Source organism: Thalassospira sp. MBR-102 (assembly GCF_040549275.1).
Taxonomy (GTDB): Bacteria; Pseudomonadota; Alphaproteobacteria; order Rhodospirillales; family Thalassospiraceae; genus Thalassospira; species Thalassospira xiamenensis.
Genome location: NZ_JBEPTC010000008.1, coordinates 176,981 through 190,362, shown reverse-complemented (window position 1 = coordinate 190,362; position 13,382 = coordinate 176,981). Strand labels below are relative to the sequence as shown.

Here is a 13,382-nt window from a genome sequence, read left to right as displayed (position 1 = left end):
ATGGGGATTTCGATGAATTGGGAAATCGGGCTATCTATCTGGAAGCAAATCGAAAAACAGCTTCTTGCCGATATTGCCAGCGGGGTCTTCGCGCCCGGCGATAAAATGCCGACCGAGATGGAACTGGTCCGCCGATTCGGCGTGAATCGCCATACGGTGCGACGTGCGATGTCAGCCCTTGTCGATGCCAATGTCGTGCGTGTCGAACAGGGACGGGGGGCATTTGTCCAGGAACAGATTCTGGATTATCCGCTTGGTGCCAAAACGCGGTTTTCCCAGATCGTATCGGGCCGTCATCGATTGCCCGACAAGAGATTGATTTCGTCAGAAATCCTGAAAGCCAGTGCAACCATCGCCCAGTTTCTGGATGTCAAACCGGGGACGCGGGTTGTCGAATTGTTTTCAGTATCGGAGGCCGATGGCATTCCGCTGGCGGTGGCGACAAGCTATCTGCCGGTTGCGCGGTTCGAGGGAATTGTCGAGATATTTACCCAGACAAAATCCCTGACCGAAGCTTTCAGGCATTTCGGGATTGATGATTACAGCCGCAAAACCACCCGCATCAGTGCCCAGTTGCCATCATCACGTGTGGCAAGCCTTTTGAAACAGGCCAAAAACCGGCCGGTGATATCGACGGAAAGTGTCGATGTCGATTCTGCCGGTGTACCGATTGAATACGGGATTACCGCCTTTTCCAGTGACCGGGTGCAGTTGATTGTCGAGTAGCAGACAGGTTCAGTATTCCCGCCCCGGACGGGCCCTATAGACCGGGAAGCTGAGTTTAAACCATATGGCACTTGCGCGCAGGGCGAAGGAACAGAGGAACGCGATCAGGGCGACAGGGGCACGGGGAAGCGACAGTATATCGGTGCCGATCACATAGATGGACGCGCCGAGAAGCGCGCAGGTAATGTAAATTTCCGGGCGCAGGATCAGCGGGATTTCGTTACACACCACATCACGGACCATGCCGCCAAATGTGGCCGTGATGGTGCCAAGGATGATGGCAACCAATGGCGATACGCCAAGGTTAAGGCCGATAGCCGCCCCCGTCACACCAAACATCGCAAGACCAAGCGCATCAAGCCAGATCAGCGCGACATAACGCCGTTCAACCAGATGGGCGGTGAAATAGGTGAAGACGGCACTGCCGATACAGGTAATGACCCAGGCCGGGTCCCTGATCCAGAAAACCGGTGTGGCGCCGGTGATCACGTCGCGTACCGTCCCGCCGCCGATGCCGGTAAAGGTCGCGATCAAAACGAAGCCGACAATATCCATCTGGCGCCGCGATGCTTCCAGCGCGCCGGTCACGGCAAAAACGGCAACGCCGGTCAGTTCGAGCCAATAAATAATCTGGGTAATTGTCATAATGTCGCTTCAACACCGTTTCAGATATGCAGTCTTATCGGATCGATCTGACTTGCCGGATGGCATAGAATTTCAGTATCACCGATTTTTCAGTATGTTTGGTGCCATCATGCCAAACGTAAGATGGCTTTGGAAAATGTTTTCCCCGTTCGTCTTAAAAAGCCGTGAGCGCGGTCTTATATGCAGCACACGATAAGCTGCATGTCTTAAAAATGACGGCATATAAATCGGGCAATCGCAAATAAGGCTGTCCGTAGGGAAGTGAGAGGATTGACTGTGAAAAGCTTTTCGCAGGTGGGTGTCCGTGTCCAGATCGCGCTGGTCACTGCTGTGCTTGTTGCGGCACTTGCCGGCATCATGAGCTATGTCGTTGGTCAAAGGTCGGCCGACGTTCTGACAAGGCAGATCGGCACTGGTGTGGCCGATGTTGCCCTGCAAATGGCAGACGAGCTTGATCGCACGATGTGGACCCATCGCGGTGAAGTCGCGGTTCTCAGTACCTTGCGCGCGATCCGAAACCTGAATGACATTGATCAGGCCAGCGAACTGATCAACCGGTTGCAGCATGAATTGCCAATTTTCACATGGATCGGCGTGCTGGATGCGGATGGCACCGTTGTTGCCGCTACGGGGGATATTCTGGTCGGCACGGATGCTTCGGCACGGCCGGTTTTTGAGTTTGGCCGCAAGGAGATGTTCATTGGCGATGTCCATGACGCCAAATTGCTGGCCGAAAAATTTCCGGGCCCGACCGGCGAGCCGATCCAGTTTGTTGATATTGCCGTTCCGTTGCTAAACGATGCCGGTAACTTCAATGGTGTTCTGGCAACGCATCTGAGCTGGGAGTGGGCGAATACGGTAAGGCGCAACCTGTTCGCAGGCCAGGGTTTGCATCGGAGCGTTGATATCTTTGTCATCAGTGCCGATGGCACGGTCCTGCTTGCGCCGGATTTTGAAAGGGCGGGCCAGAAGCTTGATCTTGATCTGAAAAGTGCAAACGACACGCCGAATGCTGGCTGGCAGATTGCCCGCTGGCCCGATGGCAATGACTATCTTACGGGGGCGGCACCGGCCGATGGCCACCTTGATTATGCCGGGCTTGGCTGGACTGTGCTTGTGCGCCAGCCGGTAACCTCGGCATTGATGCCGGTCAACGATTTGCGTTCCGATATTCTGGCGCTGGGCCTTGGTCTTGCGGTGCTGTTTAGCATCATTGCCTGGTGGGGGGCTGGTTTCATCGTCGGCCCGCTGGTCAGGATCGCGAATGCCGCCGGGGAGCTTAAACGTGGTGAGATCGAAAACCTGCCACAGGTTGCAGGGGCGCGCGAAATCCGCACGCTTTCAAGCAGCCTGAACAGTCTGGTCGTTAAACTGACCGAGAAGGACAACGCCCTTGGCGAGATGAAGCATATTGCGCATCATGATCCCCTGACCGGGCTTGGCAACCGTCTGGCACTGGATGTTTATTTCGAACATGCCCTGGCACAGGCCAACCGCCAGCGCAGTCAGCTTGGCGTTCTTGTTCTTGATCTGGACGATTTCAAACCGATCAATGACCGGCTGGGGCATGCGGCAGGGGACGAGGTGCTATGTGAAGTTGCCCGTCGGCTGCGTCGCTGTGTGCGCGGTGGGGATCTGGTTGCCCGCACCGGCGGGGACGAGATGGTCATTGTTTCGCATCTTGGCGAAAACGGTGTGACCGAAATAGGTGCATTGGCCGAAAGAATCCTTAATGACATTCTGATGCCGTTCATTACCGGCGGAAACCGGATATCGATCAATATCAGCATCGGTATTGCCGTTTATCCCGATCATGCCACCCGCCCGGAGACGCTGCTGGAGCAGGCCGATCAGGCGCTTTATGTGGCCAAAAGCAAGGGCAAGCATCGCTATGTCATTCATGGCGATGAAAACCGCGCGCAGAATTCAGGCTCACGCACCTGAAATCGGGTCAGATATGACTATCCAATGGCTTGACTTGGTGGTGATTGCTAAGCATTAAGCAATCCATGACCATTTCATCAGAAACCGAACTTGAACATCTGCGCCGTATTGGACGCATCTGTGCGCGTGCGCGCGACGTGATGGGGGCTGCGGCCGTTGCCGGAATGACCACGGCCGAACTTGATGCCATTGGCCGCAAGGTCCTTGAGGATGCCGGGGCGGTTTCCGCACCCGAAAGCGAATATGATTTTCCCGGTGCGACCTGCATCAGTGTGAATGAAGAAGTCGCGCACGGTATTCCCGGTGACCGGGTTCTGGCCGATGGCGATCTTGTGAATATCGATGTATCGGCGTCGCTTGACGGCTATTTTTCCGATACCGGTGCCAGCTTTATCGTCGGAACGCCGCGCCCTGAAATCGTGAAGCTTTGTGACGATGGCAAAAAGGCAATGTGGGCGGGGATCAAGGTCGTGCGCGACAAGGCACCGATCCGTGAAATCGGTCTTCGGATCGAAAATTTTGCCCGAAAGGGCGGTTACAGCCTGATTAAAAATCTGGCCAGTCACGGGATCGGCAAATCATTGCACGAAGCCCCGGAAACCATCCCGACATGGGATGATCCGCGCGAACGCCGGTCGCTGAAAAAAGGTCAGGTCATCACCATCGAACCGTTCCTGTCGCGGGGGTCGAACTGGGCGCTTGACGGCGATGATGGCTGGACGCTGTATGCCGATACCGGTGCACCGACCGTGCAGTACGAACATACGCTGGTGGTAACCCAGAATGGCTATGAAATCATGACATTGGCCGGATAAACCCGACCGGTTTATATTGCGCTGCATGATGGATATGAAAAAGGCCGCCCGGAACATGTCGGGCGGCCTTTTTAGTGCGGTATTGATGGCAGTTATGCGCCGTATTTTGCCTTGGCTTCGCGGCGACGCGCATGCAGGACCGGCTCGGTATAGCCGTTTGGCTGTTCGCGGCCCTTGAATACCAGATCACAGGCGGCGGCAAAGGCAACACTGTCATCGAAATTCGGTGCCATGTTGCGATATTCCGGGTCGCCTGCGTTCTGTTTGTCAACGACGGCGGCCATGCGTTTCATGGTTTCCATCACCTGATCCTTGGTGCAAAGCCCGTGATGGAGCCAGTTGGCGATATGCTGGCTGGAAATGCGCAATGTGGCGCGGTCTTCCATCAGGCCGACATTGTTAATGTCGGGCACCTTGGAACAGCCAACCCCGGCATCGATCCAGCGGACAACATAGCCAAGAATGCCTTGGGCGTTGTTATCAAGTTCTTCCTGGATTTCGCTTGGCATCGGGTTGATGTCGCCAAGGCGCGGGATCGAGAGGATATCATCGAGGCTTGCGCGTTCGCGTTTGCCAACTTCGTCCTGTACGGCACGGACATCGACCTGATGGTAATGCATGGCATGCAGGGTGGCCGCAGTGGGGGATGGAACCCATGCGCAGTTGGCCCCGGCTTTGGGATGGCCGATTTTGGCGGTCATCATTTCGGCCATGCGATCCGGTTTGGCCCACATGCCCTTGCCAATCTGGGCGATGCCCTTCATGCCGCATTCAAGGCCGACATCGACATTCCAGTTTTCATAGGCCGAAATCCAGTACTGGTCTTTCATCGCTTCCTTGCGAACGACCGGGCCTGCTTCCATGCTGGTGTGGATTTCATCGCCGGTGCGGTCGAGGAACCCGGTATTGATGAAAACAACACGGTCCTGGGCAGCACGGATGCATTCCTTGAGGTTCACCGTCGTGCGGCGTTCCTCGTCCATGATGCCGACCTTAAGGGTATTTTCCGGCAGGCCGATTTCACGTTCGACAAAGGCAAACAGATCATTGGTCAGGGCGACTTCTTCCGGCCCGTGCATTTTCGGCTTCACGATATAGACGCTGCCATGGCGCGAGTTCGAGACGCTGCTGTTGCCGTCAATGTCGTGTTTGGCAATCAGGCTGGTGAACATCGCATCAAGGAAGCCTTCGGGGACTTCGTTGCCATTGGCGTCAAGCACCGCGTCGCTTGTCATCAGGTGGCCAACATTGCGCACCAGCATCAGACTGCGCCCCGGCAGGACAACATTGTGGCCATCAAACCCCTGATAGGAACGGTCCGGGTTGAGGCGGCGGGTAACGGTTTTGCCGCCCTTTTCAAAGCTTTCTTCCAGCGTGCCTTTCATCAGGCCAAGCCAGTTGCGATACACCGCAACCTTGTCTTCGGCATCAACGGCGGCAACCGAATCCTCGCAATCCTGAATGGTGGTCAGGGCGGATTCCATGATCACATCGCAGACACCGGCCGCATGGGTTTTGCCAATCGGGTGCGTGGGATCAATGCGGATTTCCAGATGCAGGCCATGATTGCGCAGCAGGACTTCGGAAAGGGCACCGTCTTTTTCGTTGTAGCCAATAAATTGCGATGGCTGTGCCAGCGATGTTTCGCTGCCGTCTGACAGGGTCACCACCAATGTCCACCAGCCAGAACCGTCTTCGCGGACTTCGTATTTGGCGACATCGGCATGTTTGCCATTGGCCAGCGGCACCGCCTGATCAAGGAATTTTGCGGCATAGGCAACGACGGCTGCCCCGCGCTTGGGATTAAAGCCAGCGGTCTTTTCCTTGCCATCGGCATCGTCAATGACATCGGTGCCATAGAGCGCGTCATAAAGGCTGCCCCAACGGGCATTGGCCGCATTAAGCGCGTAGCGCGCATTCATCACCGGTACGACCAGCTGCGGGCCGGCGACGCGGGCGATTTCCGGGTCAACATTGGTGGTCGAAATATAGAAATCGTCGCCTTCGGGCAGAAGATAGCCGATTTCCTTGAGGAATTCCTTGTAGGCCAGCGGGTCGCGGGCCTGATCCTGCCGAGACAGGTGCCATTCGTCGATTTTGGCCTGCAACTCGTCGCGCTTTGCCAGCAGCGAACGGTTGCGCGGGCCAAGTTCGTTCACGAGCTTTTCGAACGATGCCCAGAACTGGTCGGAGGAGACACCGGTGCCCGGGGTGATTTCGTTGGCAACCAGATCATGCAGAACGGTTGCGATCTGAAGTCCGCCTTTGGTGATACGTTGGGTCATGTTTCCTCTCGACAGGCTTGAAGTCTTTTGCAACGGCCCGATGTGACCGATGCATATCTTTGTCACAACATATGGGCTGGAAGCGGGCAGGGTCCACAGCCGGTTTCACTTTCGTGGGATGTTTTCCGTATTGTGGAAACGATACCGAAGCCCGGCGGGTGATTATTGCCGTTATATGCCGCTATATTTTGCCCAAAGCGGGGGTGTTAAGGATTGTGTCTGTTTTGATTTGGGCCTTGATCCGGGGCAGAACCCGCCTGATCAGCGGTGTCATCTGTCGCGGGATGGCCGATATCGTCCGGTCGGTCGGCGGCATGTGAGGCGCTGCCGTCTTCTTCCTCGACGATGTCATCGGTGATGGGCGACATTTCAAGTGCCATGGGCGTGGTGCGCGGCACGGCGACAAACTGACCCTGTTCCTCGATCGTGATGCGGCGACCGAAACCTGCACGATAGATGGCAAAGCTTGCCACCAGCACGCCGACAATCGCAAACAGAACCGGCATGCCCCAGGGACCAAAATGACCAATGGCAAGCGACCCGATGATCGGCCCGGTGGCAGCAGACCCGCCATAAATGATCAAGAGGCCACCCGATGCGGAAACAATCTGGTCCGGTTGCAGATAGTCATTCACATAGGCGACCGACAGGCCATAAACCGGCATGATGAAAATGCCGATGATCGCGCCCCACACAGTAAGATTGGCGCGCACGACTTCCGGCGCGACAAGCGGGAACAACCCGCAGATGGCAAGCCCGATCAGCACGGCGATCATCACATACTGGCGCGGGACAATGTCGGACAAACGGCCAATCGGCCATTGCATGATCATGCCGCCCAGAATGACGAAGGCCATGAAGTTGGCGACCTCATTGGTTGCCAATCCAAGGTCGGAGGCAAAGATCGGACCGACGCCATAAATCGCACCGGACAGAACGCCACTGCCGGCGGCGGCGACAAAGCCGAGCGGCGAAATGGCGTATAGCTGGCGGAATTTCATGCGTGCGCCACTGACTGCGGCGGGCGGGGGCTGCCGGGTGAGTGCAATCGGCACCAGAGACAGCGACAAAAGGACCGATGCCACGGTAAACAGTTCGAAACTGCCAATCGGTGACACGTTCAGCAACAGCTGCCCGATGGCAAGACCCGCCAGCGACACGGTCATGTAGGCGGCAATCATGCCGCCGCGCGATGTATTGTCGACCTGTTCGTTGAGCCAGCTTTCAATCACCAGATACAGGGCCGAAATGCACAGGCCCGTCATGGCACGAAACAGCGACCAGGTAATCGGATCGACAAACACGGCATGCAAAAGCGTAATTGCCGATCCGGTCGATGCCAGTGCGGCAAAGGTCCGGATATGCCCCACACGGTTGACAAGTCCCGCGCCCCAGATGATCCCGCCGATAAACCCGGCATAATAGGATGCCATGATGATACCGGTATAGATCGGGGCAAATCCCTCCGACGAGGCGCGCAACGCCAGCAGCGAGGATTGCAGCGACGCCCCGGTATTGAGGGTGAAGGCTGCAAACAATGTCGCAGATAATGCGATGATCAGTGCGACCGGCGAACGGGGCATTGCTATCCTCTGGTGGTAAAGTCGCGGCAGGGTCTACCCTGCGCGAAGGTCGGGAACCCTGTCAATCTTTACAAGTTGCTGTTCTGAAAGGTCTTGTCAGCCTTGCGGGACATGTGACGGATCGAACGTTACGGCGCATAAGATGTTCCGCAGAATTTCAAGCATTGGATTAAAGTCGAAGCCCTGCCGCGAACAGTACCGGTTTTGCGCAACTGCCATGTTAAAAGTGCGATAAGGTTGAAACCGGTAAAGGGTGGGCTGATTGAATAACCGGCTTGACCTTCGGCCCTTTGATGCGCTCTATGACTTGGAATTGGAAGCAATTTGCCAAAATCCGTTGCCGTAAAGACGGATTTTTGCGTTGATCGCCACTATTGGCCCGATCCGCACCCAAGTTCGGTATTTGCAAACCGACCGGTGCCCGGGTTCTGCAAGGGGAGGAAACCTTGAACATTCTTCGTACAATCGGCGCGATCGCGACCGGTATTGTTGCCCTGTCGGCCGTAAGTGCCGCCCAGGCAGAAACCCGCGTCACTTTCAAATCGGCCAAGGCGGCGTCATCCTATTATCAGATGGCAGCCCAGTTCGCAGAAGCGATCAAGACCGGTACGGACGGCGAAATCATCGTCACGGTCGAGGAAAGCCAGGGATCGGTCCAGAACGTGATGGAAGCATCGGTTCGCCCGGGCAATTATCTTTTCACAAGCCCACCCGCACTTGTTGGCCTTGCGCAGGCAGGCAAGGGCGCGTTTGAAGGGCGTCCGACCGAAAAATTCAATGAAGTCCGGGCCCTGTTCCCGATCCCGTCGCTGACCATGCATTTCGTGATGCGTGCCGATGCCGGTGTGACCGACTTTGCCGGACTTGAAGGGAAAACCATTCTGCTTGGCAAGGGGTCGTTTGGCGCGAATGAGGGTGAAAAATACCTCGATCTGTTCGGGCTTAAAGATAAGGTGACACTGTCAGAAGCGGAGCTGTCCAACGCGGTTGCTGCCCTTAAAAACGGGCAGATTGACGGTTTCGTTACCGCCGGTTCATGGCCCGCGCCGAACGTGATCGAGGCCGCGGCGGGCACGGATGTCAATATCCTGTCGCTTTCCGATGAGCAGCTTGCGATGACCAAGCGCGATCTGACGGTGATCCCGGCCGGAACCTATAACGGTCAGAAGGATGATATCCGCACGTCTTCCCTGTCGGTGGTTGCCTACGCCACGACCCAGATGGATGATGAAACCGCCTATCAACTGACCAAAACTTACTGGGGCCAGAAATCCGCCATGAGCTCGAACGCGTCATGGTGGAAAGGTGTGACCCAGGAAATGCTGGCCAATATCAAGGGTAAAATTCACCCCGGCGCGCTTCGTTTTTACGCCGAGGCCGGTTTTCCGGTTCGCGACGATCAGAATTGATCGCCGATTGGCAATAATGTGATGACAGGCCCGGCCGCCACAGCCGGGCCGTTCTTTATCGGACGTATCAGGATTACGATGTCTGCTGTTTCCCGCCCTTTCTGGATTGCGCTTGGCGCGGTATCCATCTTTTTTCATCTCTGGCTGATTTTTTCGGGGCTGGTTCCCAATCTGGTCAGTCGACCGTTGCATATGGCTTTGGCGTTGCCTTGGGCATTGGTGTTTGTTGCCAAAACACCGTGGCAGAAAATCAGCGGTCTGATCCTGACCGTGATCGGGCTTGCGGCGTGTTTGTGGGTGGCGTTCAATCACGGCATGCTGGGTGATCAATACGGGTTCCTGGTCGGGAATCTGCAAATTGCCATATCATTTGCCCTGCTGGGCATTGTTCTTGAAATGGCACGGCGCGCCATCGGATGGCCTTTGCCGAGTGTGGCGGCGATTGCGCTGCTTTATGGGTTCTTTGGCGAATATATTCCCGGTGAATTCGGCCATGGCGGGCTTCCGATTGAAAGCATGCTGGGTACGCTAACCATTGCCGAAGGCGGCCTTTGGGGAAGCCTGACCGGGGTTTCGGTCAGCATCGTTGCGATCTTTGTCATCTTCGGCGCGATCCTGAATGGTGGCGAAGCCGGGCAGGGCTTCATGAATGTTGCCGGTGCGGCTGCGGGGCGGCTGCGTGGTGGCGCGGCCAAGGTTTCGGTGATTTCGTCGGCGTTGTTTGGCTCCATTTCCGGGTCTGCGTCGGCCAATGTGGCGTCCACCGGGGCGATTACCCTTCCGGCCATGACCAAGCTTGGCTATCCGAAAAAACTGGCCGCCGCGGTCGAGGCGGTGGCATCGTCGGGCGGGCAGATCATGCCGCCATTGATGGGGGCCGGGGCCTTTGTCATGGTCGAGCTGACCGGGCGGCCCTATGTCGAGATCATGGTTGCGGCCATTTTGCCGGCAATCCTTTATTTTCTGGCGGTGTGGGTCGGGATCAATGCCTTTGCGCTTCGCTATGATTTGCCCGGTGTGCCGGAAAAAGACCGGCCTGATACCCGTGCTGTGATTGTGACGTCGGCGTTTTTCCTTGTGCCGTTTGCCATATTGCTTTGGGGCATGTTTGGCGGTGGCTATACGCCGCAATATGCCGCCTGCCTTGCGATGATTGCCGGTGCGGCCCTGCTGTTTTTAGATGGCAATCTGCAATTCAGCCTGAAACGGACGGGCGAAAGATTTACCGAGGTCTGCCTGAGTGCCGGGCGGCAGGTATCGATGATTGCTGCGATCATTTTGTGCGCATCGATTGTGATTGGTGTTTTGGGTCTGACCGGGCTTGGCGTGAAGATCACGTCGCTTTTGCTGTCGGGATCGGGCGGGATGTTGTGGCCGGCCTTGCTGCTGACGGCGGTGGCGTGCCTGATCCTTGGCATGGAAGTGCCGACAACGGCGGCTTATGTGATCTGTGTTTCGGTGGCCGGACCCGCCCTGACCGAGCTTGGGCTTGATCCATTGCAGGCGCATCTTTTCGTGTTCTGGTTTGCCCTGCTGTCGACGATTACCCCGCCGGTTTGCGGTGCGGTGTTCATTGCCGCGGGCATGGTCGAGGAAAACTGGCTGAAGGTGGCCGGAACGGCAATGGCGCTTGGCGTCGGGCTTTACATCGTGCCGCTGGCGATGATCGCAAACGGGTCATTGATTGATCTTGCGGCCAATCCGGTTTGGGCTTTGGTTGCCGGGCTTAAGGTTGCGGTTGGTCTGACGGCGATTTCCTATGGCCTGATATCGCCTCGCCCGGTTCTGGTCCGCATCGCATCGGGCGTTATGGGCGGGCTTGTCATTTTTGTTGCCGGGGTTTAACCCCGGCGGCTTCCCTGTTGGTCCTGCGTCTGCCTGAAATCATCAAGCAGCTTCATGAAATCATCGACATCCGGGAAGCCCGTGAAGCTGTGCTGTGCCGGGATGCTGACCCATGGCAGTTTTTCAGATGTCATGGTTTCAATGAAGGGTGTGGCAAGGGACTTCTGATCAAACAGGGTCGGGCGGACATTGACAAAATCATCCATGCCGATGATCCGGGTAAACATCCATGTCTTGCAGTCCGGACAGAAAAAATGATCCAGTTCGGGGCCTTGAGCGCCGCCTTTGACCGGTGTTCCGCGCACAACGCGAAAGCTGTCTGATTTGCACATCGCTGTTAGCGAAAAGGCGCTTGAGCTCATTTTCTGGCAACCGCGACAATGGCAGGCTGCGGTCAGGACCGGGGGTGCTGCCAGCGCGATTTCAAGTTTCCCGCAACGGCAGGATCCTTTGACAGGATAGGAAATCTTGTCCATCGACTGGCACCCGGTTGTAATTGCGCACAAAAAAGGTCAGGCATGCAAATTAATGCGTGCCTGACCGGAATGCCAACAGGTTCGTCGCCAGGGTGCTTTGTCCCTGGCGGCTATTGGGTGCTGTTAGTGATTTCTGCGTTAAGCGCGTCCGCTACGCGGACCGGCAAACAGCCAGATGATCAGGCCGAGAACCGGCAACACGAGGATCAGAATCGTCCAGATGATTTTTGAACCGGTGCTGGCACCGCTGCCCATGACATTGATGATCGCCCAGATATCGGCAATCAGAATGATCAGTCCGATAATTCCACCATATTCCATAACCCAACCTCATTTTTCTGTGTCAGCAGACAGGAAAGCTGTCGGCTGTTCTTGAAAGTCAAACGGCTTGGATGGGAAGTTGTTCCCGCGGGGTATTTTGCGACCAAATGGCGAAATTACCTAGACGACTTGTCCGGCCGACCAGCCCGATGACCAGGCCCACTGGAAATTGAACCCGCCAAGGTGGCCGGTAACGTCAACGACTTCACCGATGAAATAAAGGCCGGGGACATCGCGGCATTCCATGGTTTTCGATGACAGGGCGTTGGTGTCGACCCCGCCCAGCGTGACCTCGGCGGTGCGATAGCCTTCGGATCCCTGCGGCATGACCGACCACTGATTGACATCGGTTGCAAGCAGACGAAGCGCCTTGTCCCCGGTTTCACCAATCGGGCGATCAAGCCCGTGGCGGGCGGTGATCATCTGGGCCAGACGGTTTGGCAGAATGCGTGACAGCACATTATGCACGGCCTGTTTCGGGCTTTCGGCCTTGGCCGATTTCAGAAGATCAAAGGCGTCTTCTTCGGGGTTCAGATTGACCGTGATGGCATCACCTTCATCCCAATAGGATGAAATCTGCAGGATGGACGGGCCGCTGAGCCCGCGATGGGTGAACAGCAACCCTTCGCGGAACTGCTTTTTGTGGCACTGGACAATCGCATCAACCGAAATGCCGGAAAGCTGGCCCAGATCGGCCCGCATATCCGGGTCAAAGGTCAGCGGGACAAGGGCGGCCCTGGTCGGAACGATGTCGATGCCAAACTGTCGGGCAATCTGATAGCCAAAGCCGGTTGCGCCGATTTTGGGAATGGAAAGGCCGCCACAGGCCACGACAAGGGATTGGCAGGTCCATTGCGCGCCGGTGCGTGTGGTGACGTCGAACCCGGCATCATCGCGGCGGATGATGTTGCTGATTTCGGTGTTCAGGCGCAGCTCGACATGGGCGGCATCACATTCATCGAGCAGCATGTCGATGATCTGGAACGAGGATTCATCGCAGAAAAGCTGCCCCAGTGTTTTTTCATGCCAGGCAATGTCATGGCGATTGACCAGATCAATGAAGTCAAACTGTGTGTAACGTTTGAGTGCCGAGACGCAGAAACGCTTGTTTTGCGAAATGAAATTTTCCGGGCTGGCATGCAGATTGGTGAAGTTGCAGCGACCGCCCCCGGAAATCCGGATTTTTTCAGCCGGTTTCGCCGAATGATCGACAATCACAACCGAACGGCCGCGTTTTCCGGCTTCGATTGCACACATAACGCCGGCGGCACCGGCACCAATCACAAGGACATCAATCTTCTTCACGCAGCAGGCCAATCTTTCGGGGAAAACG

General features: G+C 56.4%; 11 protein-coding genes. 5 read left to right on the top strand and 6 right to left on the bottom strand.

Annotated elements, in window-relative coordinates:
- Window positions 1-12 precede the first annotated feature (12 nt).
- Window positions 13-726: a phosphonate metabolism transcriptional regulator PhnF gene (phnF, locus tag ABIE64_RS14910; RefSeq protein WP_354377824.1), complete on the top strand. Its 714-nt coding sequence runs from the start codon at window positions 13-15 to the stop codon at window positions 724-726.
- 9 nt (window positions 727-735) lie between these two features.
- On the opposite strand, the gene ABIE64_RS14905 is transcribed toward phnF, so the two are convergent.
- Window positions 736-1,371, bottom strand: coding sequence for a trimeric intracellular cation channel family protein (locus tag ABIE64_RS14905; protein WP_007089242.1), 636 nt, complete (start codon window positions 1,369-1,371; stop codon window positions 736-738).
- Window positions 1,372-1,647: 276 nt separating this feature from the next.
- On the opposite strand from ABIE64_RS14905, the gene ABIE64_RS14900 reads away from it, so the two are divergent.
- Both ABIE64_RS14900 and map read left to right on the top strand, forming a co-directional pair.
- The gene (locus ABIE64_RS14900; protein ID WP_354377823.1) at window positions 1,648-3,315 is read left to right on the top strand and encodes a diguanylate cyclase domain-containing protein; all 1,668 of its coding nucleotides are present in this window, start codon (window positions 1,648-1,650) and stop codon (window positions 3,313-3,315) included.
- A 65-nt stretch (window positions 3,316-3,380) separates the two neighbouring features.
- Window positions 3,381-4,130, top strand: coding sequence for a type I methionyl aminopeptidase (map, locus tag ABIE64_RS14895; RefSeq protein ID WP_007089240.1), 750 nt, complete (start codon window positions 3,381-3,383; stop codon window positions 4,128-4,130).
- A gap of 92 nt (window positions 4,131-4,222) precedes the next feature.
- On the opposite strand, the gene ABIE64_RS14890 is transcribed toward map, so the two are convergent.
- Both ABIE64_RS14890 and ABIE64_RS14885 read right to left on the bottom strand, forming a co-directional pair.
- Window positions 4,223-6,415: a malate synthase G gene (locus ABIE64_RS14890; RefSeq protein ID WP_354377822.1), complete on the bottom strand. Its 2,193-nt coding sequence runs from the start codon at window positions 6,413-6,415 to the stop codon at window positions 4,223-4,225.
- Between the two features lie 206 nt (window positions 6,416-6,621).
- Window positions 6,622-7,998, bottom strand: coding sequence for an MFS transporter (locus tag ABIE64_RS14885; protein WP_071239721.1), 1,377 nt, complete (start codon window positions 7,996-7,998; stop codon window positions 6,622-6,624).
- A 446-nt stretch (window positions 7,999-8,444) separates the two neighbouring features.
- Between ABIE64_RS14885 and ABIE64_RS14880 the strand changes: the two genes are divergently transcribed.
- Together ABIE64_RS14880 and ABIE64_RS14875 are read left to right on the top strand one after the other, a co-directional pair.
- On the top strand, window positions 8,445-9,407 hold the full coding sequence (locus tag ABIE64_RS14880) for a TAXI family TRAP transporter solute-binding subunit (protein ID WP_354377821.1): 963 nt from the start codon (window positions 8,445-8,447) through the stop codon (window positions 9,405-9,407).
- A gap of 21 nt (window positions 9,408-9,428) precedes the next feature.
- A complete protein-coding gene (locus ABIE64_RS14875) occupies window positions 9,429-11,252 on the top strand; it encodes a TRAP transporter permease (protein WP_240478819.1) in 1,824 nt (607 codons plus the stop codon).
- Here the strand turns inward: ABIE64_RS14875 and ABIE64_RS14870 are convergent.
- From ABIE64_RS14870 to ABIE64_RS14860, 3 genes are all read right to left on the bottom strand, one after another.
- Window positions 11,249-11,728 (bottom strand): GFA family protein, encoded by a 480-nt coding sequence (locus ABIE64_RS14870; RefSeq protein WP_354377820.1) that lies wholly within the window; start codon window positions 11,726-11,728, stop codon window positions 11,249-11,251. The two genes, ABIE64_RS14875 and ABIE64_RS14870, sit on opposite strands and share 4 nt — an antisense overlap.
- 138 nt (window positions 11,729-11,866) lie before the next feature.
- Window positions 11,867-12,049, bottom strand: a complete 183-nt coding sequence (locus tag ABIE64_RS14865) for a PLD nuclease N-terminal domain-containing protein (RefSeq protein WP_037990397.1) — start codon at window positions 12,047-12,049, stop codon at window positions 11,867-11,869.
- A gap of 120 nt (window positions 12,050-12,169) precedes the next feature.
- Complete coding sequence (locus ABIE64_RS14860; protein WP_354377819.1) at window positions 12,170-13,354, bottom strand: BaiN/RdsA family NAD(P)/FAD-dependent oxidoreductase; 1,185 nt, start codon at window positions 13,352-13,354, stop codon at window positions 12,170-12,172.
- Between the last annotated feature and the right edge of the window lie 28 nt (window positions 13,355-13,382).